The sequence below is a fragment of the Schaalia sp. genome, from assembly GCF_050312375.1.
In the GTDB taxonomy this organism is placed as follows: Bacteria; Actinomycetota; Actinomycetes; order Actinomycetales; family Actinomycetaceae; genus Pauljensenia; species Pauljensenia hyovaginalis.
The window spans coordinates 1-23,579 of sequence record NZ_JBNOYB010000018.1 but is presented as its reverse complement, the minus strand read 5'-3'; the positions used below and the strand labels follow the sequence as shown (position 1 = coordinate 23,579).

The window sequence follows — 23,579 nt, the reverse complement described above, 5'->3', positions numbered from 1 at the left end:
TATGTCGGGAAGAGTAACCCCTCTTCCCGGCAGGCGCGACCGGAGTCGGAGGAAGGACTGACTCGTGAAACAACCGTTTGCAGTCGCGGTCTCAGCACTCTGCTTGGCGACGGTCCTCGGGGCGTGTTCTTCACCGGAGACCCACTCGCCTCCTCTCACCCGCTACAGCCCCGAATCATCAGAATCAAGCGGGGCTTCAGCCTCAACGGGCGAAGCAGAAGATGTCGATTTGTCCGTTTTCGACTCGGCGGGAAGCCTTCCGCCCGCCGCGAACGACAATGAATTCAATCGGCAGGTGACGGAGTGGAACACCGCATTCGCCTCCTGCCTCAACGACCGCGGGTGGACCGAGATCGCAGTCACCGCCCCCGACACGCCGAATGTCGCCCTCGACCTCGCCGGGATCGACGGCCAATTCTCCGCCTTCAACGCTGATGCCAGAGAATGCGCGCATGCCGTGGGGCCCAGCCCGACGAGCCCGCCGCTGACAGCGGAATACGCAGCGGCGAAGTACGCCGACCGATTGCGCTTGAAGACCTGCTTGGAAGCCGAGGACTACGCGATCTCGGACCCGCCGACGCAGGAATCCTTCACTGATGACCTTCTCAACGGGCGCCCGACCTGGGATCCCCTCCGGGATGTCGGCGAAGGACATTCGGGCGGCGAATACCGGTCCTTCGAAGAGCTGTACGGCATCTGCCCGTGGGAGTGAGCATGTCCGCCGTCCGCCGCCTCCCCCGTTTTTTCGCCGCCGGGCTCGCCCTCCTGTGCTTCGGAGCGCTCGGCGGGTGGTCGTTGCACGTCCTCCTCGCTCCCCCGACTCCGAGCGAAACGCCCTCCCCCTATACGATCGTCACCGCCGAGACGGGGACACTCGGCCGCATGCTCACCCTCAACGCCTCGGCTGAGCGAACAAGCGGGACGACCCTGCCGACCCAGCTCGAAGGCACGCTGACCTCGCTCGACGCAGCCGAGGGGGAGCCCAAGCAGATCGGCGACCTCCTCTACACGGTCGATATGAACCCCGTCGTCCTCGCTCACGGCGAGGTCCCCGCCTACAGGGAACTCGCCGAGGGGATGAGGGGCCCCGACGTCGCTCAGCTCCAAGGATTCCTCAATACGATCGGCGGCTACGGCCTCGCCGAGGACGGGAACTTCGGAGCGCAGACGAGGAATGCCGTTCTCGACTGGAACATGGGGCTCGGCTTCGCAAACGAGGCGAGCGTCCCCCTCGGGCGCCTCCTCTTCACCTCGCATGTGCCGACGGCCCTGACTTGGGCGGAAGGCGTCGATATCGGAATGCCCGTCCGCGTCGGAGATGCGATCGCGGAGACGCTCCAATCCGAGCCGCGCTTCACGATGACGATCCCGAGCGGACAGCTCTCCATCATCTCCGCGGGAATGCCCGCCTCAATCGCGATGGGATCGAGCATCTGGGCCGCACGCATCGGTCCGATCACGATCGACGAGGAGACCTCAGAGGCGAAAGCCAGGCTCGTCCCCGTCGAGGGCGCGGATTCGATCTGCGGCGACGAATGCGCACTCATCGGGGTCGAAGGCGCGAAAGGACTCCCGACGTCGATCACCGTCGTCCCCGAGATCACCGGCGTGATCGTGCCGACTGCGGCTCTTCGCGTCGACGCCGACGCGAAGACGGTGCTCATCTCCGAGGACGGGACCCTGCTCCCCGTCGAGGTCCTCACAAGCACGCAGGGCCGATCCGTCGTCTCCGGGATCGACGAGGGCACTCGCGTGAGGGTTCTCGCCGACGAAGGAGGCGCGGCTTCGCCCGGCGACGAACCCGTGTCTGACGATTCCTCCTCATCGGCGCGGTGAGAACGATGCCGCTCCTTGAAGCGCGGAGGGTCGCCTTCGCATACCCGCGCACCCCGGCTCCCGTCGTCGACGCGTGGTCCGATTCCTTCGAATCCGGCTCGCTCACCGCGATCACAGGAGGCTCCGGGACGGGCAAGTCGACGAGGCTCTTCCTCCTCGCGACCCTCCTGCGCCCGGATTCCGGCGAGATCGTCTTCGAGGGGACGAGGATCGACGCGCTCACAGACTCCGCCCGTTCACGCTTCCGCGCGGAGAAATGCGGATTCATCTTCCAGGACGCCGCGCTCGACCCGACGCGTTCCGTCCTCGACAACATCACGGAATCCGCTCTCTACCGCGGGCAGTCCCGTCGCGAAGCCGAAACACGCGCCCGAGAACTCCTTGACGCCGTCGGACTCGATCTTCCGGCGCATCGGCGCCCCGGAGAGCTTTCGGGCGGGCAGGCGCAGAGGATCGCACTGTGCCGCGCACTCGTGAGTGATCCGACTGTGATCTTCGCCGACGAGCCGACGGGCAACCTCGACTCCCGCACGGGCGGACTCGTCATGGAGATCCTCGCCGAGAAGGCCAGCGAAGGAGCGCTCGTCATCGTCGTCACCCACGATGCGGCGATCGCCGCCCTCGCCGATCGGCGCATCGATATCGGGGAGGGCGAATGACCTCCCCGCTCCCCCTGCTGAGAGAGATCCGCGCGAGTGCGCTCGCCCAGCGCCTCACCTCCCTCGTCGTCGGACTCATCATGACGATCGCCACGGCTTCAGTCATCGCGACCGCCGGCTACGCCGCGGGACGCCAGCAGCAGATTCTCTCGACGATCGACGACATGGGCACGCGACCCCTCACCATCCGCACCGCCCAATCCGACTCCCCGCTCACCTTAGGACTCGCAAACGCACTCGCCGGATACGACATCGTCGCTCAGACCACGGCCTTCTCCGAGGTCTTCGACGTGTCGGCCCGCACCGACTCCGGGGCGCCTCGTGTCAGCGCACGGCGCGTCTACGGGCGTTGGGCGACCGAACGAGAGGATCGGCTCGACAAGTCCCATCCGCCTGTCCCCGTCAGGGCGATCGCCTCTCCCGGCGTCCTCGACCGACTCGGACTCGCACCCTCGGGCGGAGCGGTGCGCACCATCGATGACGGCCCGGAATTCCAAGTCGTCGCAGAAGAAGCACTCCCGGAGTTCCTCGACGACTACGCCCCGACGATCCTCATCCCGACTCGCGCCGATCCCACCACACCGGTCGCATCGATCCTCATCGTCGCGGACTCCGCAGCGAATCTCCCCTTCGTTGAACGACTCGTCATCGATCATCTGTCGGGGATCCCCTCCTCGACCTACACCCTCGCTTCTTCGCAGCAGTTCGCCGCGCTTCGCACCGCCCTCGACGGTTCGCTCACTTCTTCGAACCGGACTCTCATCCTCGCGACGCTCACGATCGCAGCAGTCTCAGCGATGATCGTCGTCTGGGGGACGGTCCTCATGCGCCGCAAGGACTTCGGGCGCCGACGAGCCCTCGGGGCGACACGGACGACCATCCTCGTCCTCACCATCGGCCAGGTCGCACTCGCCTCCATCGTCGGAGCATTCCTCGGCACGGGAGCAGGGCTCGTCCTGCTCCTCGCACGCGACGCGCCCCTTCCCGGAGGAGCCTTCGTCTGCGCAGGCGCCTCGGCCCTCGTCCTCAGCTCCTGCGCCTTGGCGGTCCTCCCTGCGGCATGGGCGTCTGCCCGCGATCCCCTCCACGAACTGCGAGTGCCCTAGCACGAAGCAGAACCGGGAATCGAGCTCCCGGCACGCAGCCGCGCCCTACCGCTCAAAAGGCGTGAGCACCTTGGTGACGAGGACCTCGAGCCATTCGAGGAAGGACTCGTCCGTGAGCGGATCGCCGCCCATGCGCTTGGTCATCGGCACGGGCACGAGGAGCTGACGGACCGCCGCCTTGATGACGGTGCCGGGATGCAGCCGTTTGAGCCGCAGGACCTGCGATTCGCGCAATTCGATCGGATTCACGCGCAGGTACTTCCCTTGGAGGACCGCTTCCTCCAGTCCGCGCGACCGCAGGAGCTCCCTCATCCTCGCGACCGCGAAGAGCAAGTCGAGCTGACGCGGGATCGGGCCGTAACGGTCGGCGAGCTCGTCGCGCAGATCAGCCTCCTGCTCGGCGGTCGCCACGGCCGCGATCTTCCCGTACACCTCCAGGCGCAGACGCTCCCCCGGCACGTAGGACTCGGGGATATGGGCGTCGACCGGGATGTCCAGCCTCAGGGCCGGCTTGACCTCGGGGACCTCGCCCTTGAACATGGCGACCGCGTCGGCGACCATCCGCACGTACAGGTCGAAGCCCACGCCCTCGATGTGCCCCGACTGGGCGCCGCCCAGCAGGTTGCCCGCGCCCCGGATCTCCAAGTCCTTCTGCGCGACCGCGAGCCCCGCGCCCAGATCCGTATTCGCCGCGATCGTCTTCAAACGCTCGTGCGCGGTCTCCGTGAGCGTCTTGTCCCCCGGGTAGAAGAAATAGGCGTAGGCGCGCTCGCGCCCTCGGCCCACGCGGCCCCGCAACTGGTGGAGCTGGGAGAGGCCGAAGACGTCCGCCCGGTCCACGATCAGCGTGTTCGCGTTCGAGATGTCCAGGCCCGTCTCCACGATCGTCGTGCAGACGAGGACGTCGAACTCGTGATTCCAGAAATCGACGATCACCTCCTCGAGCTGGTGCTCGGAGAGCTTGCCGTGCGCGACGCGGATCCTCGCCTCGGGGACGAGCTCTTGAACATGGGCGGCCACCGAAGTGATCGAATCGACCCGGTTGTGAACGAAGAAGACCTGGCCGTCTCGCAGGAGCTCGCGCCGGATCGCAGCGCTCACCTGCTGATCCGTATAGGAGCCGACGAAGGTGAGGACGGGCTGGCGCTCCTCCGGCGGCGTCTGGAGGATCGACATCTCACGGATGCCCGACACCGCCATCTCCAGCGTGCGCGGGATCGGCGTCGCCGACATCGACAAGACGTCGACGTCCGTGCGCAGCGCCTTGAGGGTCTCCTTGTGCTCGACGCCGAAGCGCTGCTCCTCGTCGATGACGACGAGCCCGAGGTTCTTGAAGGACACGGTCCCTGTGAGCAGGGAGTGCGTGCCGATGACGAGGTCGATCTTCCCCGACGCCAGGCCCGCCTTCACCTCCTCGGCCTCCTTCGCGCTCGAGAAGCGCGACAGGGACGCGATCGAAACGGGGAACCCGGCGTAGCGCTCCGTGAAGGTCTCGACATGCTGCTGGACGAGCAGGGTCGTCGGCACCAGGACCGCCACCTGCGCCCCGTCCTGGATCGCCTTGAAAGCCGCCCGGACCGCGATCTCCGTCTTGCCGTAGCCCACATCGCCGGTGAGAAGACGATCCATCGGGACCGACTTCTCCATATCCGCCTTGACCTCATCGATCGTCACCAACTGGTCCGGCGTCTCCACGTAGGGGAAGGCGTCCTCGAGCTCGCGCTGCCAGGGCGTGTCCGGCCCGAATGCGCGGCCCCTGGTCGCCTGGCGGGCGGCGTAGAGGCGGATGAGCTCCTTGGCGACCTCGTTCACCGCCTTCTTCGCGCGCGCCTTCGTCTTCGCCCACTCGGCGCCGCCCATCTTCGTCAGCGCCGGCTGGTCCGAACCCGTGTACTTCGAGATCTGGTCGAGGGAGTCGGTCGGAACGTAGAGGCGGTCGCCCGGCTGCCCGCGCTTCGAGGGCGCGTACTCCAAGACGAGGTAGTCGCGGGTCACGGCCGAGTCTGCGCGCCCCACGGTACGGGACACGAGCTCGATGAAACGGCCGATGCCGTGCTGATCGTGGACGATGTAGTCGCCCGGATGCAGGGCCAGCGGGTCGATGCCCTTCTTGCGGCGCGAGGGCATCTTGCGCATGTCGCGCGTCGAGGCCCCCGCGCGCCCGGTGAGATCGGACTCCGTGAGGATCGCGAGCTTGAGCTCGGGAGCGACGAAACCCGCTTCGGCCTGCGCCGTCGTGACGAGGAGCGTTCCCGCTTCGGGCGTTTGCCCGAGGTCTTCGACGAAGGCGGCGTGCAGGCCCGATTCGGCGAGGATCGTCCGAATGCGCTTCGCGGGCCCGGGCCCCTCCGTCGCGACGACGATCGTCCAGTGCGCATCCGCGAGGGCCTTGAGGTCGTGGCACGCCGCGGCGAAATCACCCCGGTAGGGGCGCACTTCGCGCATCCCCATGCGCATGAGCGTCGGCGATACGACGCTCGCCCGGGGCCCCGAGGGCGAGGCCCCGCCCTCGACGGACTCGTGCGCGTCCTCATCGATTCCGGCGAGTTCGGCCGGGGGCAGTTCCGTGAGCTGCCACCAGGGTCGGCCGCCCTCGGCGATCAGATCGTCGAGGTGGAGGAAGGAGGCGGCCGAGGCCTGAAGCGGGGTCGCTCCCCCGCCCGCGGCGACGGACCACGCCGCGGCGAGGAATTCCTCGGTCGTAGCCACGAGGTCGGCGGCGCGCGCACGGATGCGTTCCGGATCCGCGGCGAGGATCGGCGAATCCTTCGGAACGAGGTCGATGAGCCGGTCCATGCCCGAGGCGAGAACCGGTGCGAGGGACTCGATTCCGGGCGCCGCGATGCCCTCGCTCGCCAGGGAGAGCATCTCCGCCGCTCCGGGAAGGTCATCGCTGAGGTCGCGGGCGCGGGCGCGCACGGCGTCGGTGAGGAGCAGTTCGCGGCAGGCCGGGGCCCACAGGCCCTCCTCGAGGAGGCCGAGTGTGCGCTGATCCTGCACGGAGAAGGCGCGGATCTCATCGACCTCGTCGTCCCACAGCTCCACGCGCACCGGGTGGGCCTCCTGCGGCGGGAAGACGTCGAGGATGCCTCCGCGCACGGACAGCTGCCCCCTCGATTCGACCATGTCGACCCGCTCATAGCCGAGGGCGGCCAGCCGGTGCGCGAGATCCTCGAGGTCGACGCGGTCCCCGGGACGCACGCGCACGGGTTCGAGCTCTCCGAGCCCGCTGATCACCGGCTGGAGGAAGGCCCTGATCGGAACGACCAGGACCGAGATCGGACCCGCGTGCTTGTCGCCCTCGACGGGGTGCGCCAGCCTGCGCAGGACCGCGATCCTGCGGGCCATGGTGTCGACCTGGGGCGAAAGGCGCTCGTGCGGCAGGGTCTCCCAGGCGGGCATCATCTCGACGCCGTCGATCCACGAGCGCAGGGCGTTCGTCAGACGCTCCGCATCGCGGCCCGTCGCCGTGAGGACGAGCGCGGGCCTCGCCTGCGCGCTGCGCGCGAGTGCGGCGATCGCGGGCGGGCGCGCTCCCTTGGGCATGACGAGGACCCCGGAGCGGCCGGAGGCGAGCGAACCGGTCGCTCGATCCAGCGCTGCATCGGATTCGATGAGACGGGCGAGTCCCGTGAGGATCATGATTCAGCGCCCCGAATTCTTCGAATGCAGGGCCTGCTGGGTCTCCGGGAAACCGCGGCTGAGGACGCCCTCGACGACGTCGGCGGCCTCCTCGAAGGTCACGTCCCATTCGGGGCGCTCCTTCGCGGAGATCCTCGCCAGGACGTAGTCGGCCGGGTCCTGGCGGCCCGGCGGGCGCCCGATCCCGATGCGCAGCCTGTGGTAGTCCTTCGTCCCGAGGACCTGCGAGATCGACTTGAGGCCGTTGTGGCCGCCCTCGCCGCCGCCGTGCTTGAGACGCAGTTCGTGCGCCGGCAGGTCGAGGTCGTCATGGACGACGAGGAGGTTCTCGGGGCCGATCTTGAGGAAGCTCATGAGGCGCCCCACCGGCCCTCCGCTCGTATTCATGTACGACTCGCAGATCGCGAGGACCGCCCTCGGGCCCGGGACGCCGCCGGGGAGCATCCCGAGGCGGACGTCGGCCGTCCGCGTGCCCGTGCGGTGGCGGGTGAGCTGCGCCGAAGCGCGCCCGAGCAGGACGTCGAGGGTGAGGTGACCGACGTTGTGCCGGGTCTGGGCGTATTCGGCGCCCGGGTTTCCGAGGCCCACGACGAGCCAGGGGGTCTGCGCATTCATACGCCCGATTCTGCCACCCGCACCGCCCTCGTTCCCCATCGGAACGGGCGGGAAAGGTCACGCCCGCCAGCGCGCACCGCACGATGCCCGCGCGAGAGCGAACGGCGGACTCCCGAGTGAGCGGCGCGGAAGCCCGGGCGCGATCGCGGTGCGCACGGGCGAACAGCGAGCACGCGGATCGCCTCCCCGTGCTCGGCGAGCCGCCCGCATCCCCTCGACGCGCAAAAGTGATGCTCTCGACGCGCAAAAGTAATGCTCTCGACGGGGGGCGGGCAGTGCTCCCGGCGAGGGGAGGCAGCGCCTCAGGCCTCCCGGCCCGCGGGCCCCTCGGGCACGGCGATCATGAAATGGGGCTCGGTGAAGCCCGCCCGCTCGAAGGCCCCGGCGACCGCTTCGGCGACCCGAGTTCCGCTCCCCGCATCGACGAGGGCGATCGCGCTCCCCCCGAAACCGCCGCCCGTCATCCGGGCGCCATGAGCCCCGGCCGCGAGCGCCGCTTCGACCGCGACGTCGAGTTCCGGACAGGTCACCTCGTAGTCATCGCACAGCGACTCGTGGGAGTCCGTGAGCAGGGCCCCTGCCACGCCGAGGCGCTCGCCCTCGAGCGGCCCCTCCTTGAGGATCTCGACGAAGGCGCCCGTCCTCGCGATCTCGGAGACGACATGGCGCACCCGCATCCGCAGGCGCTCCTCCGCTAAGGCCCCGAGGGCCGAATCGAGGTCGGAGACCTCGACGAGCAGGTCCACCCCGAGGATCCGCGCCGCCTCCTCGCAATCGGCGCGACGCGCCGCGTACTGGCCGTCATTGAGGGAGTGCTTCGCCCTCGTGTCGATGACGAGGAGCTCCAATCCCTGCGCGGCAAGGTCGAAGGGGATGAGCGCGGTCGACATGTCGCGGCAATCGAGCTCGAGGGCGTGCCCGGCTTCGCAGCGCAGCGAGGCCGTCTGGTCGAGACCGCCGGTGTTCGCGCCCGCGATCTCGTTCTCGGCGCGCCTGCAGGCCTCGACGAGGATCTTGCGCCCCTCCTCGTTCGGCGCATCGGCAGCGCCGGCGAGTCCGAGTCCCGCGAGCTCGTCGAGGGCGACGGCCATCGAGCATTCGAGAGCGGCCGAGGAGGAGAGCCCCCCGCCCCTGGGCACGCAGTTCCACAGGGCGACGTCGAATCCGGGCAGGGGCCCGTATCCGGCCCGTTCGAGGGCCCACGCGACCCCGACGAGGTAGGCCGCCCAATTCTTCACCTCGCCCTCGGCCCCCCTAGGGGCGACACGATCGAGGTCGAGGACGTCGACCTCGTCGGCCGTCTGCGGCGAGACGAGGCGGACGAGGCGATCATCGCGAAGAGCGACGGCGACGTAGGCGCGGTGCGGGAGCGCGATCGGGAGGCAGGGCCCGCCGTTGTAGTCGACGTGCTCGCCGATGACGTTCACACGGCCCGGAGCCGACCAGACGCCCGCGGGCTCGGCCCCGAAGGTCTGAACGAACAGTGCCCGCGCCTGAGCGACGCCTTCCTCACGGGAAGCGGCCTCATTCCAGGTCACCACTTCACCACACCTCCTTCGGTCGAGCGGCGCCGCGAAGCTTCGCACTCGCTATTCCGGCTCATGAGCGCGGACGCCGCCTACGATAGTAGTGCAGGCCCGCCGCAGCGCGGGCCGGACCCAACCGGCCGACCCGAAGGCGAGTATGTTCCTCCCGCAGCGTTCCCCCGATCAGGACTGGCTCGGAGTCGTCATCGCCATCCCCGAACCCTGGGTCACCCAGCTCACCGACCTGCGCCTCGGGCTCGGCGACCTTCAAGGATCCCGGGTCCCCGCGCACATCACGATCCTGCCGCCGACGCCCTTCCCGACCGAGAAGCGCGCCGAAGTGATCCGCCACCTCCGCGAAGTCGCGAAGCACCACCGCCCCTTCCGCATCACCCTCAGGGGGAGCGACTCCTTCCGTCCCCTCTCCCAGGTCGCCTTCCTCACGCTCGCCGAGGGCGGTCCCGAATGCACGGATCTCGCCGAGGACATCCGCACGGGCCCCCTCGACGTGCCCCAGCGCTTCCCCTACCACCCGCACGTCACCCTCGCTCAAGACGTCGACGACCCCGCCCTCGACCTCGCCCTCGATGTCGGCGATACCTTCGAGGCGACATGGCTCGTCCCCGGATTCCGCCTCGACCGGGTCGACGCGAACGAGATGTACTCGACGATGGCGCTCTTCGACTTCGAAGCCGCCTCGGTGTGAGTCCGCGCCAGCGGCTCCGCAGCACCGCTGCCCGGCGTTGAACGGGCGCGCGCAGGCGAGCGCCGATACCGTGGAACCATGAACGCCGCCCATTCCCCCCGACCCGTCCCCTCGCTGAAGACCGCCCTTCAGGCGCCGAGCCTCACGGCGAAGGGCGCAGCGCTCGGCGAATGGTGGAATCAGACGCGGATCGCCAGGGCCCTCGCGCGCTACAACGGCGCCAACGGCCCGCTCCTGTCCTCGGGGATGGCGCTCACCTCGCTCCTGTCCCTGACCGCGGCGCTCACCGTGGCCGTCACGGCCTTCATGGCCGTGCTCGGCGGGAACGAGACGATGCGGGAGGCCCTCTTCTCGGGGATCGCCCGGACGATCCCGAACCTCTTGAAGACGGACGAGGACCCCTCGGGCCTCATCGACCCCGAGTCGCTCGTCATGAGCGGCGCCGTGTCCGCAACCGGCATGATCGCCCTGGCGATCATGGCGTGGAGCGCGGTGAGCGTGGTCGGCCAGCTCGGCGCATCGATCCGCGCGATGTTCGCCATCCGGGTCGTCCCCTCGCATCCGCTCGTCCTGATCGCGCGCAACGCCCTCGGCGCCCTCGCCCTCGGGCTCTCCCTCGTTCTCGGCGCGGGGCTCGGCGTCGCAGTGGACATGACGGGCGAAGCCCTCCCGGGCCTTCTCGGCCTGGATTCCTCCAGCGCCTCCCTCGCCCTCCTCGACGCCCTGAGCACCCTCTTGGCGCTCCTCGTGTACGCGCTCGTCTCCTGGGTGCTCATAGGCGTCGTCGCCCAGGTCCGGGTGCCGATGCGGCGGCTCCTGACAGGAGTCCTCCTCATCGCGCTCGCCTCGATCGTCCTCCGCATCGCGGGAACGAGCGTCGTCGGCGCCGCGAAGGGCCCCTTGCTCGCCACTGCGGCGACGCTCATCACCCTCGTCCTGTGGATCAACCTGCAAGTCCGCGCAGTCCTCCTCATCTGCGCGTGGATCGCCGATCCCCCGGCGCCCGAGAGGCCCGCCTCGGCGCGCGCGATCCACTTCCTCGAAACCCCGAACTACGTCACGCGCGCCGTCCCCGCGACGCTCGCCTGGCAGTACGACCCCGTGAGCGGCGAGGTCCGTCCCGACCCGCTCGACGAGAGCGCCCCGTTCCACGACGGCAAGCCGCTCAACGGCACCGGCGAGCGGGCGCCCTCGAAGCCCTGAAGCCTCAGGCGTAGACGACGCTCACCGGAGCGTGATCGGAGAATCGCGCGTCGTAGGACGCCGCCCTCGCGATCGAGAACCCCTGCGCGCGCTCGGCGAGCCCTGGCGTCGCGAACTGGTAGTCGATCCGCCAGCCCGTGTCGTTGTCGAAGGCCTTGCCCCGCTGGGACCACCACGAGTACGGGCCCTGGACCTCGCCCGCGAGATCACGGACGACATCGCGCCACCCGGAGGCGATCCACTCCTCGAGGAAGGCGATCTCCTCATCGAGGACGCCCGCGCGCTTGTTGTGATTCGGCGTCCAGTTCTTGATGTCGATCCGCGAACGCACGATGTTGAAGTCGCCGGCCACGACGACGTCCTCGCCGCTGGCCAGGAGCTCGGACAGGCGCGCCCCGATCCTCGGCAGGTGCGCCATCTTCGCCTCCTGCTTCGGCGTGTCCTTCTCGCCCGAATGGAAGTAGGCGGAGACCACCCGCACGCGCCTCCCCCCGGCCTCGATGACGGCCTCGACCCAGCGCCCCGAATCCACGTCCGTCTCGATGCCGTCGAGGACCTCGCGGGTTTCGAGGACGCGGGCGCGGCCCGAGCGGGCGGCGATGAGAACGCCGGCGCGGCCCTTGATGCGGCACGGCACCGATACGGTCTGCCACTGCTCGCCGAGCAGATCGGAGGCGATCCCGGCATCGGCCCGCACCTCCTGCATGAGGACGACATCGGGGTCCTCCGAGCTCAGCCACTCGTGCATGCCCTTGCGGGCCGCGGCGCGGATGCCGTTGACGTTGACGGTCGAGATCTTCATTCCGCCTCCTCCTTCGCATCGGGGACGACCATCGTGCCCGTGCCCTGGTCGGTCATCACCTCGATGAGGACCGAATGCGGGGCGCGGCCGTCGACGACGTGGACCGCCCCGACCCCGCCCTCGATGGCCTCAAGGCAGGCGTTGACCTTCGGGATCATGCCCGAAGAGATCGCATCCCCGAGCGCCCGCAACTGCGACGCCGTCGTTAGGCGGATGAGCGAGGACGGATCCGGATAATTCGAATAGACGCCCTCGACATCGGTGAGCATGAGGAGCTTCGAAGCCTTGAGGGCCACCGCCATCGCCGAGGCCGCGGCGTCCGCGTTGATGTTGAGGACCCGGCTCGGCTCCTCCTCGTCGATCGCGATCGAGGAGACCACGGGGATGCGGCCCGACTCGAGGAGATCGAGGACCGCGCCCGGATCTACACCCGAAATGTCCCCGACCAGGCCGAAATCGACCTCGCCTCCCGCGGCGTCGACCCCGCGGCGCCTCTTCGCCTTGAAGAGCGCGCCGTCCTCGCCCGAAATGCCGACCGCGAGATTGTCCCGGCTGTTCAGGCGCGAGACGAGCCGCCGCTGGACCTGGCCGGTGAGGACCATCCTCACGATCTCCATCGCCTCCGGCGTGGTCACGCGCACGCCCTCCCTGAAGGGGGTCTCGATCCCGAGTCTCGACAGCATCGCGCTCACCTGCGGCCCGCCGCCGTGGACGACGACGGGGAACATCCCGACGTGCTGGAGGAACTGCACGTCCGCGGCGAAGGCCTCCTGCGCGTCCGGATCCGTCATCGCGTGACCGCCGTACTTGATGACGATGATCCGCCCGCGGAACTCCCTCATCCACGTGAGGGCCTCACCGAGGACGTGCGCGCGCTGCGCATCGGTGAGCTCCGGGCCGTCGTGCTCGGTCATGTCGTGACTCTCCTTCATCTCCCCGGGCGGTGTTCAACGGCCGGCCCTCCCCTTCGGGAGGCAGCCCCGCCCTCGTACGCGCTTCAGTCGCCGAGCGTGGCGACCATGACCGCCTTGATCGTGTGCATGCGGTTCTCCGCCTGGTCGAAGACGATGGACGCCGGGCCCTCGAAGACCTCGTCCGTCACCTCGAGCTCGGCGAGACCGGTCGCTTGGAAGATCTGCTCGCCGACCGTCGTGTTGCGGTCGTGGAAGGCGGGCAGGCAGTGCATGAACTTCGCGTTCGGCGCGGCCTTCGCCATGAGGGCGGCGTTCACCTGATAGGGCTTGAGCAGGGCGATCCGCTCGTCCCACACCTCCTTCGGTTCACCCATCGAGACCCAGATGTCGGTGTGGACGAAGTCCACGCCGGCCACGCCCTCGTCGATCGACTCGGTGAGGGTGATCCGGGCGCCGGTCTCCTTCGCGATCGCCTCGGCCGCCTCGACGACCTCCGCGGAGGGCCACAGCTGCTTCGGCGCGACGATGCGGACATCCGCACCGATGAGGGCGCCGTTGACGAGGAGCGAGCGCCCGGTGTTGAAGCGCGCATCGCCCACGTAGGCGAAGGAGACCTCGCTCAGGGGCTTGCCCGCGTGCTCGCGCATCGTGAGCGCATCGCAGAGCATCTGAGTGGGGTGCCAGTCATCGGTGAGGCCGTTCCACACGGGCACTCCCGACAGCTCCGCCAAGAGCTCGACCTTCGCCTGGTCATCGCCGCGGTATTCGATGCCGTCGAAGAAACGCCCGAGGACGCGGGCGGTGTCGGCGACCGACTCCTTGTGGCCGATCTGGGAGCCGAAGGGGTCCAGGTAGGTCGTGTGCGCGCCCTGGTCGAAGGCCGCCACCTCGAAGGAGCAGCGGGTCCTCGTCGACGTCTTCTCGAAGACGAGGGCGATGTTCTTGCCCTTGAGGCGCTGCACCTCGGTGCCGTTCTTCTTCGCGGCCTTGAGCTCGGCGGCGAGGTCGATGAGGGAGAGCCATTCGGCGGGGGTGAAGTCGATCTCGCGGAGGAGGTGGCGTCCGTGCAGGGGGTGCGTCATGAGCGGGTGTCTCCTATCGGGGCCCGGAAGGGCCCGTCGGCTTTCGGATGCGGTGGTTTCGAGGATCGGTCTGCGCGGTCCTCAGTGCCGGGACAGGCTATCGCGGTTGATCGGGCAGGTCATGCAGTGCGCGCCGCCGCGCCCCCGACCGAGCTCGTTGCCCGGAATGGTCACGACCTCGAAGCCCTGGGCGGCGAAGAAATCATTCGAGGCCGCATTGCGCTCGTACGCCATGACGACGCCGGGTTCGAGGGCGAGCAGGTTCGAGCCGTCGTTCCACTGCTCGCGCTCGGCGGTGAGCGAATCCGCGGGCACGGTGAGGATCCGGACTTCATCGACGCCGAGCGCCGCGGCGAAGACCGCCTCCATCTCCTCCGCCTCATGGACCGTGATCTCGAGGGCGCCTCCCGAGCCCGGGCGGATCACCTGCGTGCGCACGCGTCCGAGCCCCGCGTAGGCGGTGAAGGTGCGCTCGTCGAGCATCGTGAGAATCGTGTCGAGATGCATCTGGGCGCGCTTCTTCGCGATCTGGAGGACGATGATCTCCCGGATCGCTCCCTGCGCGAAGAGCCGCTGGGCGAGTCTTTCGACGCCCTGAGGGGTCGTGCGCTCCGAGGCGCCGACGATGAGCGCGCCATTGCCGACGTTGAGGATGTCGCCGCCCTCGATCGTCGCCGAACCGTCGAGGGTCCCGTGCTTCCAGAAGGGGATCTCCTTCGAGGCGAAGCGCGGGTGGAGGCGGTAGACGATCTCCTGATTGATGGTCTCGCGGCGACGAGCGGCCTTGCGCATCGACGAGACGGCGACGCCGCCGGCGATCCACGAGGAGGTGTCCCGCGTGAAGAGGTGGTTCGGGAGCGGCGCGAGGATGAAGTCGTCGAGATCCATGCCCGAGATCCACGTCGAGGCCGGTTCGGGCGCGCGTTCGAGGAGCTCGCGCTTCGTCAGGCCGGCGATGAGGACCTCGGCGAGATCACGGGGGGCGAGGGAGGCGCCGAATCCCCGAAGGGCGTCGAGGGCGGCGGGGCCGACAGTCCGCTCTGTGAAGACCAGTTCGAGGGATTCCTCCCGGCCTCCCGGTTGGGCGAGCGCCTCGGCGAGGAGATCGGCGAAATACAGCACCTCGATGCCGCGGGCGCGCATGAGCGAGGTCATCGCATCGTGCTCCGCCTGGGCGCGCTCCAACCAGATGAGGTCGTCGAAGAGCAGCTCGCCCATGTTCGAGGGCGTGAGCCTGTTCATCTCCTTGCCCGGCCTGTGGGTGAGCACGGAGGCGAGGCGCCCGACCTCGGAATCGACATGAGGCAGCATGAATGGACTTCCCTTCTCATCGGCGCGAGCGGGCGCGGGGGCGGGCCCAAAAGCCCGCCTCCGCAGCACTACTCGGCAGCGCGTTCGGCGGCCTCGACGACATTCATGACGAGCAGGGCGCGCGTCATCGGCCCCACGCCCTTCGGATTGGGCGAGAGCCAGGAGGCGACCTCGTCGACTCCGTCGGCGACGTCCCCGAAGAGGCGCGACTTGCCGTCCTCGGTGAGGACTCGGGAGACGCCGACGTCGAGGACGACGGCACCGGGCTTGACCATCTCCTTCGTCACGAGCCCGGCTGATCCGGCGGCAGCGACGACGACGTCCGCGCGCGACACGTGGTCGGCGAGGTCGGCGGTGCCCGTGTGGCAGACGGTGACCGTCGCGTTGATCTCACGGCGCATGAGGAGCAGTCCGATGGAGCGCCCGACGGTGACGCCGCGGCCGATGACGCACACGTCCTTGCCGGCGAGGTCGATCCCATGGCGGGTCATGAGTTCGATGACTGCCCGGGGCGTGCAGGGCAGCGGCGAGTCGATCGGCCCGGATGCGCGCAGGACGAGGCGGCCGAGGTTCGTCGGGTGGAGGCCGTCGGCGTCCTTGGCCGGATCGATCCGCTCGAGTACCGCGTTCTGGTCGATCCCCTTGGGCAGGGGGAGCTGCACGATGTAGCCCGTGCAGGCCGGGTCGGCGTTGAGCCGGTCGACGGCGGCCTCGATCTCCTCCTGGGTCGCCGTCTCGGGAAGGTCGACGCGGATCGAGGCGATGCCGACCTCGGCGCAATCCCGGTGCTTGCCCGCCACGTAGGCGACCGAGCCCGGGTCCTCCCCGACGAGGATCGTCCCCAGACCGGGAACGATACCGCGTTCGCGCAGGACGGTCACCCGTTCGGCGAGCTCGGCCTTGATCGCGGCAGCGGTCGCCGAACCGTCGAGGACCTTCGCGGGCCCCTCCCAGGGCGCCCTCATTCGCCGAGTCCCGCGTAGAGCGGATGAGCGTCGGTGAGGGCCCTCACTCGGGCGCGCAGCCCCTCGACGTCGACGGACGCGCCGGAGGCGCCCTGGACGAGGGTCGTGCCGATGATGTCGGCGACCTCGGCGAAGTCCTTCGCGTCGAAACCGCGCGTGGCCAGCGCGGGGGTGCCGATCCGCAGGCCCGAGGTGATCTTCGGGGGGCGCGGGTCGAAGGGCACCGCGTTCCGGTTGACGGTGATGCCGACCTCGTGGAGGAGGTCCTCGGCCTGCTGGCCGTCGAGGACGGAATCCACGAGATCGACCAGGACGAGGTGGACATCGGTTCCGCCGGTGACGAGCTTGACGCCCGCGGCCTTCGCGTCGTCCGCCCCGAGGCGCTCGGCGAGGATCTGCGCGCCCTCGAGGGTGCGGCGCTGGCGGTCCTTGAACTCCTCGGTCTGCGCGACCTTCATCGCGATGGCCTTCGCAGCGATCGCGTGCATGAGAGGACCGCCCTGCTGGCCGGGGAAGACCGCGGAGTTGATCTTCTTGCCCCACTGCTCGCCGCGCGAAGACAGGATCATGCCCGAACGCGGGCCGCCGAGGGTCTTGTGAACGGTCGTCGTCACCACGTCGGCGTGGGGGACGGGGCTCGGATGGAGGCCCGCTGCCACCAAGCCCGCGAAGTGGGCCATGTCGACCCACAGGGCGGCCCCGACCTCGTCGGCGATCTCGCGGAATGCGGCGAAGTCGAGGTGACGCGGGTAGGCGGACCAGCCCGCGATGATGACCTTCGGGCGTTCGCGCAGCGCCGCTTCGCGGACCTGCTCGGGCTCGATCCGCATCGTCTCGCGGTCGACCTCGTAGGCGACGGCCTTGTAGTTCTTCCCCGAGAAGTTGATCTTCATGCCGTGGGTGAGGTGACCGCCGTGGGCGAGCGAGAGGCCGAGGATCGTGTCACCGACGTTCGCCATCGCCATGAGCGCCGCGGCGTTCGCCTGCGCGCCCGCGTGGGGTTGGACGTTCACGTAGTCCGCGCCTTCGAAGACCTGCTTGGCGCGCTCGATCGCCAGGGATTCGGCGACGTCGACGAACTCGCAGCCGCCGTAGTAGCGGTGACCGGGGTAGCCCTCCGCGTATTTGTTCGTCAGCACCGATCCTTGCGCCTCGAGCACCGCGCGGGGGACGAAGTTCTCCGAGGCGATCATCTCGAGCGTCGTCCGCTGACGCTCGAGCTCCTGATCGAGGACCGCCCTGATCTCCGGATCGAGCTGGGCAAGGGTCATGTCATTGAGGGAATCCATTGGGTTCTCCTGTTTCTCCGAACCGCCGATTTCTCGGTCGGCATCTGGGCCCAGGCGGGCGGCCTCGATGCCAGTTCATCGCTCCCCGGTGGTTTCCCACCTGTTCGCCAGTCACGACTCCCCCACCCTAGCGCGCCGGATCGCCCGCGCGCATCGGGGTCCGCGCCCCCTTCGGGCGCCTCATGTCCCGCAACGGGGTCCGACTGCTTGCTTCACGGGCGTTTTCGAGGGGATTTCTTCGAAAGATCACCGTGAAGCAAGCAGTGGGACCCGAAGAGCTCTGGACTGGAGGTGAGCGGAGGGGTATACATGGACGAAAGGAATACCCCCCAGGGGTATAAGGAGGATGATTCTCACATGCACGCGCACGACCACGACCGCACTCACCCGCTGCCCGACTCGGCGTCGATCCGCCTGCGCCTGAGCATCGCCGTCGCCATTACGGGCACCGTTCTCGTCGCCGAGCTCGTCGCCGCACTCCTCTCAGGCTCCCTCTCACTCGCAGCGGACGCCGGACACATGGCCGTCGACTCGAGCGGACTGGCGGTCGCCCTCATCGCCTCGCGCCTGGCGACGAAGCCGCGCACCGACGAACGATCCTGGGGATTCGCAAGGGCGGAGGTCCTCGCCGGCGGGCTGCAGGCCGGAATGCTCATGGTGCTCACCGCCGTGATCGTCATCGAAGCCCTCACTCGCCTCGCCTCACCGCACACGATCGAACCCCTGCCGGTGCTCGTCGTCGGCGTCATCGGCCTGATCGCGAACGCCGCCTCATTCGCAGTCCTCGCGGGCGGCCGCAACGACAATCTCAACATCCGCGCGGCCTTCCTCGAGGTCACCGCCGATGCACTCGGATCCCTCGCAGTCATCCTCGCCGCCCTCGTCACTCTCACGACCGGATGGGGCGGAGCTGACGCCCTCGCCTCACTCGCGATCGCGGCATTCATGGCGCCGCGCGCCCTCAGCCTCCTGCGCGCCTCGGCGAGGATCCTCCTCGAGACCGCGCCGGAAGGGCTCGACGCCGCGCGACTGCGCGCGCACCTCGAAGCGATGCCGGGCGTCGAGGACGTCCATGACCTTCACGTCTCGACGATCTCGACCGGAGTCGTCACACTCACCGCGCACCTGAGGGTCTCCGCCGAGCTCGATGCGCGCGGTCGGGACGCCCTGGTCGCCCTCGTCCGCGAGTGCGCGGCGACGCATTTCCCGGTCGCCATCGGGCACACGACGATCGAAGTCGACTCCGCGTCCGAGAACTGCGCGGATGCGCTCGCTCACCCGTGATCGACGCGTGAGGGCCGCCCCGCGTTCAACGGGTCCCGGCGGGGCGAAGGCGAGACTCTCGGCGGGAGCGGAAGGCCGGGGCGTCAGCGGGAGAAGACGACGGTCCTGGAGCCGTCCATGAGGACGCGGCGCTCGACGTGCCAGCGGACCGCCTGGGCGAGGACCCGGCGCTCGACGTCCTGACCCAGAGCCACCATGTCCGGCGTCGAATCGGCGTGCGTCACCCGGGTGACGTCCTGCTCGATGATCGGCCCCTCATCGAGGTCGGCCGTCACGTAGTGCGCGGTCGCGCCGATGAGCTTCACGCCGCGATCATGGGCCTGCGCATAGGGGCGCGCCCCCTTGAAGGACGGCAGGAAGGAGTGGTGGATGTTGATGATCCGGCCCGACATCTCCTCGCACACCCTGTCCGAAAGGATCTGCATGTAACGGGCGAGGACGACGAGCTCGACTTTCTCGGAGCGGATGAGGGCGAGCAGCTCCTCCTCCGCCTTCGCCTTCGTCTCCTTCGTCACCGGGATGTTGAGGAAGGGCACGCCGTAGAACTGCGCGACGGGCGCCAGATCCGGATGATTGCCGACGACGGCGACGACCTCGATCGGAAGGCCCTGCGAGCGCTGACGGTACAGCAGATCAGTGAGGCAATGGCCCTCGCGCGACACCATGATGATCGTCCGCAGTGGACGCCCCAGGGCGTCGAGGGACCAGGTCGCCCCGAAACGCTCCGCAACCCTCTTCAGCCCTTCCTCGACCGGCCCCCGCCCGACCGGCGAATCCACCTCGACGCGCATGAAGAAGAGACCCGAATCGGGATCCCCGAACTGCTGCGACTGGATGATATTGCCCTCGACCTCGCCGATGACGCCGGACACGGCATGCACGATACCCGGCTGATCCGGGCATGAAAGGGTGAGGACGAACTTCGAATCGCGAGCTGGTGCGTCAGTCATGGAAACAGGGTAGCGCACCCGGGAAGCCCCGCATTTTCCCCTTAGGGAACATCACTGAGAGCCTCAGAAGCACGCGATTCCGCCATTTTTGCCATCCAGGGAACGTTCAGGAAGCGTTGAGAGCGTGAGCCCATCGGCGCCCGGGGCGCATACCCCGCCCCTTCCCGGCCCGCGCCCTCGACGATCCGCCGAGGGCAAGCCCTGACCGCATCACGTGATCAACGGACACGATCACACAGCAAGGAGATCCCTCAGTGACCCGACCGACCACCGGCCGCTCCACCTGGCGCCGACCCCTCGCTCTCACCAGCGCGGCCCTCGCGGCCCTCGCCCTGACCGCATGCTCGCCCTCGGCCGTCTTCAAGGGGGCCGGCGAGAATCCGGGCCCCCGCGTCGCCTCGGACGTATCCCTCACCGCGGCGTGGCAGCAATCCACCTACGCCGACCTCTACAAGCAGAAGATCGCATGGCGCCCCTGCACCGAAGAGGACGGGCTCACCGCCACGGGTCTCGAGGCCGCCAAGGAGCAGGGCATCACCGCCGAGAACTTCGAGTGCGCCCGAGTCCAAGCCCCGATGAACTGGGCCGATCCCGAAGATGAACGGACCACCGAACTGGCCGTCATGAGGCTGCGCTCGAAGACCTCGGACGCGGCAGACGGCCAGGAGAGCGGCAAGGGCGCCAAGGGCGGCAAGCCCCTCTTCATCAACCCCGGCGGCCCCGGCCTCACCGCCCCCTCGCTCGCCCTCGACCTGGCGAAGCAGGCGACCTTCGGCCCCGTCCTCAAGGAGTACGACGTCTACGCCGTCGACCCGCGCGGCGTCGGAGCCTCGAGCCCCCTGGGCTGCCAGTCCTCCTCGACGATCCCCGCGCGCCGCCTCGCCGAGTGCATCGCGAAGAACCCCCTCACCCACTACATGGGCACCTCCCAAGTCGCCCGCGACATGGAGATGATGCGCTCCCTGACCGGCGCTGAGCGCTTCGACTACCTCGGCTACTCCTACGGAACGGTCCTCGGCGCGACCTACGCCACGCTGTTCCCCGGCAACGCCGGACGCATGGTCCTCGATTCCGCCCTCGCAGCCGACTGGGCCCACCTGACCACGGGCTTCGACCAGCAGGTCGCCGTCTCCGCAGAGATCGACGCCATGATCGCGAGCACCTGCGCCGACGGGACCACATGCCCCTTCACCGACACCGAGGGCCTGCTCGCCCTGCGCGATTCCCTCGACGCCTCCCCCTGGAAGGGGAGCGACGGCACCGAACTCTCCGGCGGCATGCTCGTCCAGTTCCTCGTCGACACGCTCTACAAGGCCCCGGCCGAACGCGCCCAGCGCCTCTCCGCCGTGAAGAAGGCAGCCGGAGGGGCCCAGGCTGACATCGACGAACTCCTCATCCTCGCCGGATTCAGCTCCTCCCCCGCCGACAAGCCGGCGGACGGCGGTCAGTCCGGCGCCGACAGCGCTCAGTCCAGCCCCGATGGCGCTCAGTCGGACGCTCAGGAAGCCCCCTCCGGTCCTCTCTTCGACCCCACCGGCGAGATGATCACCTGCCACTCCGCCATGAAGACCCCCGACGTCGCCGGCCTCGTCGAACACATGAAGAAGACCGGGGTGCCCCCGCTCATCGGCGGCCCCGAGGTCAACGACACGACCATCGGCGACTTCTCCGATCTGCGCTGCGCGGTCCTTCCCGAGGTCGGGACCGACTTCAACACGAGCTTCCACGCCCCCAACACGAAGACCCCGATCCTCGTCATCGGGACGAAGGGCGACCACGCGACGCCCTACGCCCTCTCGGAGCGCCTCGTCGAACAGCTCGGCAACGCCCGTCTGCTCACCTTCGACGCGCACGGCCACGGACTCTCCTTCGGCGGGCGCTCCTCCCTCCTCGACCAGACGGTCGCCGACTATCTGCTGAACGGCACTCTTCCCGACGAGGGCACCACCATCGCCGATGGAGCCGCTCAGTGAACCCGAGCAGCAGCTCCGGCAGCCGCACCCCGCTTCAACTCGACCTCAGCGAAAAGGAGAATCCTTCCGTGACCGCAATGACGACCGGCCGCGCCTCCTGGCGCAAGCCCCTCGCCCTCACCAGCGCGATGCTCGCCGTGATCGGCCTCGCCGCCTGCTCGCCGGCCGCCCCGGCCCGGGACGCGAGCGCCCAATCGGGCGCGCCCCTCGCCTCGGACACCGCCCTGGACGGCGCATGGCAGCAGCGGACCTACAAGAGCATCTACGAGCAGAAGATCGACTGGCATCCCTGCACGGCCGAGGACGGACTGGACGACCAGGTGTCCCCGGTCCTCGAAGAGGCCAAGGTCGACGTCTCGACTTACGAGTGCGGCACCGTGAAGGCGCCGATGGACTGGGCGAACCCCTCCGACACGAGGACGATCGACCTCGCCGTCGTGAGGATCCCCTCCACCGGCGATCCCGATAAGGCGATCCCGCTCTTCATGAATCCGGGCGGCCCCGGCGCCAGCGGCGTCCAGCAGGCGATGTCCATGCCCGCGACCCCGGCCTTCACCAAGGTCATGGAGACCCACGAGGCGTGGGGCTTCGACCCCCGGGGCGTCGGCCGTTCGACCCCGGTCTCCTGCCCCTCCGACTCCGAGATCGGAGCCGTGCAGCTCGCCGAATGCGCGAAGACGAACCCGATCGCCCACTACATGGGCACCTCCTACGTCGCCCGCGACATGGAGCTCCTCCGCGTCCTCTCGGGCGCGCCGCGCCTCGACTACCTCGGCTACTCCTACGGGACGATGCTCGGCGCGACCTACGCGACCCTCTTCCCCTCGACCGCCGGGCGCATGATCCTCGACTCCGCCGAGAACGCCAAGTGGGGCAGCATCGAGCACAACTACGACCAGCAGGTCGCCGTCGCCAAGGCGGCCGGCGCCCTGGCCGACTCCTGCACGAAGATGACCACCCTGGAGGGCGCGTCCGTCACCTGCCCCTTCACCTCCGAACGGGAGATGCTCGACTACAAGAAGTCCCTTGATGAGACGCCGCTGAAGGCGAGCGACGGCACGGAGATCACCGGCTCGGAGCTCCGCGACTTCCTCACGAGCGCCCTCTACAACTTCCCCGAGGCCCAGGCCTCCTCCCTCGATCTCCTCGGCAAGGCCAAGTCCGGCGACCAGCAGGCGATCGACGAGCTCTCCGCGCAGATCGCGAGCGGCGGCGCCGAGATCGACACGGCCGGCCAGCTCACCGTCTGCCCCTCCACGCCGAAGACGCCCGACCTCGCCGGCCTCATCGAGCACATCAAGAAGGTGGGCGTCCCCGAGTTCATCGGCGGCCCCGAACTCACCGACGAAGTGATCTCCGAGTACACGAAGTTCGAGTGCGCGTCCCTGGCCGAGACCGGCACGGACTTCACGGACACCTTCGACGCCTCCAAGGTGAAGAACCCGCTCCTCGTCATCGGCATCACCGGCGACCACGCCACCCCCTTCCAGCACGGCAAGGAACTGGCTGAACAGCTCGGCAAGGCCTCCTTCCTCACCCTCGAGGGGACCGGCCACGGAGCCTCCTTCTCCGAGCGTTCGAGCTGCGTCGACGCGGCAGCCGTCGACTACCTCAACACCGGCGCTCTGCCGGAGGAGGGCACCGTCTGCCAGGCCGGATGACGTCTGCAAGGGCCTGAGCTGAAACTGAGCTGAGACACCAAGGGCGGCCGACATA

Annotated in this window: 19 protein-coding genes and 1 riboswitch; of the genes, 9 read left to right on the top strand and 10 right to left on the bottom strand. The window is 68.8% G+C overall.

Features of this window, described 5'->3' with window-relative positions:
* The first annotated feature begins 295 nt into the window (after positions 1 to 295).
* Genes ACQY7V_RS01110 through ACQY7V_RS01095 form a run of 4 tightly spaced genes read left to right on the top strand, consistent with a single transcriptional unit; the run spans position 296 to position 3,601 of the window.
* Positions 296 to 712 (top strand): hypothetical protein, encoded by a 417-nt coding sequence (locus tag ACQY7V_RS01110; protein ID WP_184453541.1) that lies wholly within the window; start codon positions 296 to 298, stop codon positions 710 to 712.
* A 2-nt stretch (positions 713 to 714) separates the two neighbouring features.
* Positions 715 to 1,836: a peptidoglycan-binding protein gene (locus ACQY7V_RS01105; RefSeq protein ID WP_235361904.1), complete on the top strand. Its 1,122-nt coding sequence runs from the start codon at positions 715 to 717 to the stop codon at positions 1,834 to 1,836.
* Between the two features lie 5 nt (positions 1,837 to 1,841).
* Positions 1,842 to 2,495 (top strand): ABC transporter ATP-binding protein, encoded by a 654-nt coding sequence (locus ACQY7V_RS01100; protein WP_428638506.1) that lies wholly within the window; start codon positions 1,842 to 1,844, stop codon positions 2,493 to 2,495.
* A complete protein-coding gene (locus tag ACQY7V_RS01095; protein WP_428638505.1) occupies positions 2,492 to 3,601 on the top strand; it encodes an ABC transporter permease in 1,110 nt (369 codons plus the stop codon). The genes ACQY7V_RS01100 and ACQY7V_RS01095 overlap by 4 nt, the downstream gene beginning before the upstream one ends.
* A gap of 45 nt (positions 3,602 to 3,646) precedes the next feature.
* Here ACQY7V_RS01095 and mfd read toward each other — a convergent pair whose 3' ends face one another.
* The 3 genes from mfd to galK form a co-directional block, all read right to left on the bottom strand.
* The gene (gene mfd, locus ACQY7V_RS01090; RefSeq protein ID WP_320836212.1) at positions 3,647 to 7,243 is read right to left on the bottom strand and encodes a transcription-repair coupling factor; all 3,597 of its coding nucleotides are present in this window, start codon (positions 7,241 to 7,243) and stop codon (positions 3,647 to 3,649) included.
* A 3-nt stretch (positions 7,244 to 7,246) separates the two neighbouring features.
* Positions 7,247 to 7,858, bottom strand: coding sequence for an aminoacyl-tRNA hydrolase (gene pth / locus ACQY7V_RS01085; protein ID WP_303772801.1), 612 nt, complete (start codon positions 7,856 to 7,858; stop codon positions 7,247 to 7,249).
* A 302-nt stretch (positions 7,859 to 8,160) separates the two neighbouring features.
* The gene (gene galK, locus ACQY7V_RS01080; protein ID WP_303772800.1) at positions 8,161 to 9,399 is read right to left on the bottom strand and encodes a galactokinase; all 1,239 of its coding nucleotides are present in this window, start codon (positions 9,397 to 9,399) and stop codon (positions 8,161 to 8,163) included.
* A 142-nt stretch (positions 9,400 to 9,541) separates the two neighbouring features.
* Between galK and ACQY7V_RS01075 the strand changes: the two genes are divergently transcribed.
* Positions 9,542 to 10,090: a 2'-5' RNA ligase family protein gene (locus ACQY7V_RS01075; protein ID WP_154476403.1), complete on the top strand. Its 549-nt coding sequence runs from the start codon at positions 9,542 to 9,544 to the stop codon at positions 10,088 to 10,090.
* Positions 10,091 to 10,168: 78 nt separating this feature from the next.
* On the top strand, positions 10,169 to 11,293 hold the full coding sequence (locus tag ACQY7V_RS01070) for a YhjD/YihY/BrkB family envelope integrity protein (protein ID WP_154476401.1): 1,125 nt from the start codon (positions 10,169 to 10,171) through the stop codon (positions 11,291 to 11,293).
* Positions 11,294 to 11,297: 4 nt separating this feature from the next.
* On the opposite strand, the gene ACQY7V_RS01065 is transcribed toward ACQY7V_RS01070, so the two are convergent.
* The 6 genes from ACQY7V_RS01065 to glyA all read right to left on the bottom strand — a co-directional run bounded on the left by ACQY7V_RS01065 (position 11,298) and on the right by glyA (position 17,656).
* Positions 11,298 to 12,095, bottom strand: a complete 798-nt coding sequence (locus ACQY7V_RS01065; RefSeq protein WP_154476399.1) for an exodeoxyribonuclease III — start codon at positions 12,093 to 12,095, stop codon at positions 11,298 to 11,300.
* Complete coding sequence (gene argB, locus ACQY7V_RS01060) at positions 12,092 to 13,009, bottom strand: acetylglutamate kinase (RefSeq protein ID WP_235361909.1); 918 nt, start codon at positions 13,007 to 13,009, stop codon at positions 12,092 to 12,094. Before argB ends, ACQY7V_RS01065 begins: the two co-directional genes overlap by 4 nt.
* Before the next feature lie 83 nt (positions 13,010 to 13,092).
* Entirely contained in the window at positions 13,093 to 14,091 is a 999-nt protein-coding gene (argF, locus tag ACQY7V_RS01055) for an ornithine carbamoyltransferase (protein ID WP_428638500.1), read from the bottom strand.
* A gap of 81 nt (positions 14,092 to 14,172) precedes the next feature.
* Positions 14,173 to 15,402 carry an arginine deiminase gene (locus ACQY7V_RS01050; RefSeq protein ID WP_154476393.1) on the bottom strand — a complete coding sequence of 410 codons (1,230 nt, stop codon included), beginning with the start codon at positions 15,400 to 15,402 and terminating at the stop codon, positions 14,173 to 14,175.
* Positions 15,403 to 15,470: 68 nt separating this feature from the next.
* Positions 15,471 to 16,367, bottom strand: coding sequence for a bifunctional methylenetetrahydrofolate dehydrogenase/methenyltetrahydrofolate cyclohydrolase (locus ACQY7V_RS01045; protein ID WP_235361911.1), 897 nt, complete (start codon positions 16,365 to 16,367; stop codon positions 15,471 to 15,473).
* Positions 16,364 to 17,656 (bottom strand): serine hydroxymethyltransferase, encoded by a 1,293-nt coding sequence (glyA, locus tag ACQY7V_RS01040; protein ID WP_154476389.1) that lies wholly within the window; start codon positions 17,654 to 17,656, stop codon positions 16,364 to 16,366. Before glyA ends, ACQY7V_RS01045 begins: the two co-directional genes overlap by 4 nt.
* A 41-nt stretch (positions 17,657 to 17,697) precedes the next feature.
* Positions 17,698 to 17,781, bottom strand: a riboswitch (ZMP/ZTP riboswitch).
* A gap of 232 nt (positions 17,782 to 18,013) precedes the next feature.
* On the opposite strand from glyA, the gene ACQY7V_RS01035 reads away from it, so the two are divergent.
* Complete coding sequence (locus ACQY7V_RS01035; protein WP_428638498.1) at positions 18,014 to 18,940, top strand: cation diffusion facilitator family transporter; 927 nt, start codon at positions 18,014 to 18,016, stop codon at positions 18,938 to 18,940.
* A gap of 83 nt (positions 18,941 to 19,023) precedes the next feature.
* On the opposite strand, the gene purU is transcribed toward ACQY7V_RS01035, so the two are convergent.
* Entirely contained in the window at positions 19,024 to 19,890 is an 867-nt protein-coding gene (gene purU / locus ACQY7V_RS01030; protein WP_154476385.1) for a formyltetrahydrofolate deformylase, read from the bottom strand.
* A 254-nt stretch (positions 19,891 to 20,144) separates the two neighbouring features.
* On the opposite strand from purU, the gene ACQY7V_RS01025 reads away from it, so the two are divergent.
* On the top strand, positions 20,145 to 21,863 hold the full coding sequence (locus ACQY7V_RS01025) for an alpha/beta hydrolase (protein ID WP_235361914.1): 1,719 nt from the start codon (positions 20,145 to 20,147) through the stop codon (positions 21,861 to 21,863).
* A 77-nt stretch (positions 21,864 to 21,940) separates the two neighbouring features.
* Complete coding sequence (locus ACQY7V_RS01020; RefSeq protein ID WP_428638509.1) at positions 21,941 to 23,524, top strand: alpha/beta hydrolase; 1,584 nt, start codon at positions 21,941 to 21,943, stop codon at positions 23,522 to 23,524.
* Positions 23,525 to 23,579 lie beyond the last annotated feature (55 nt).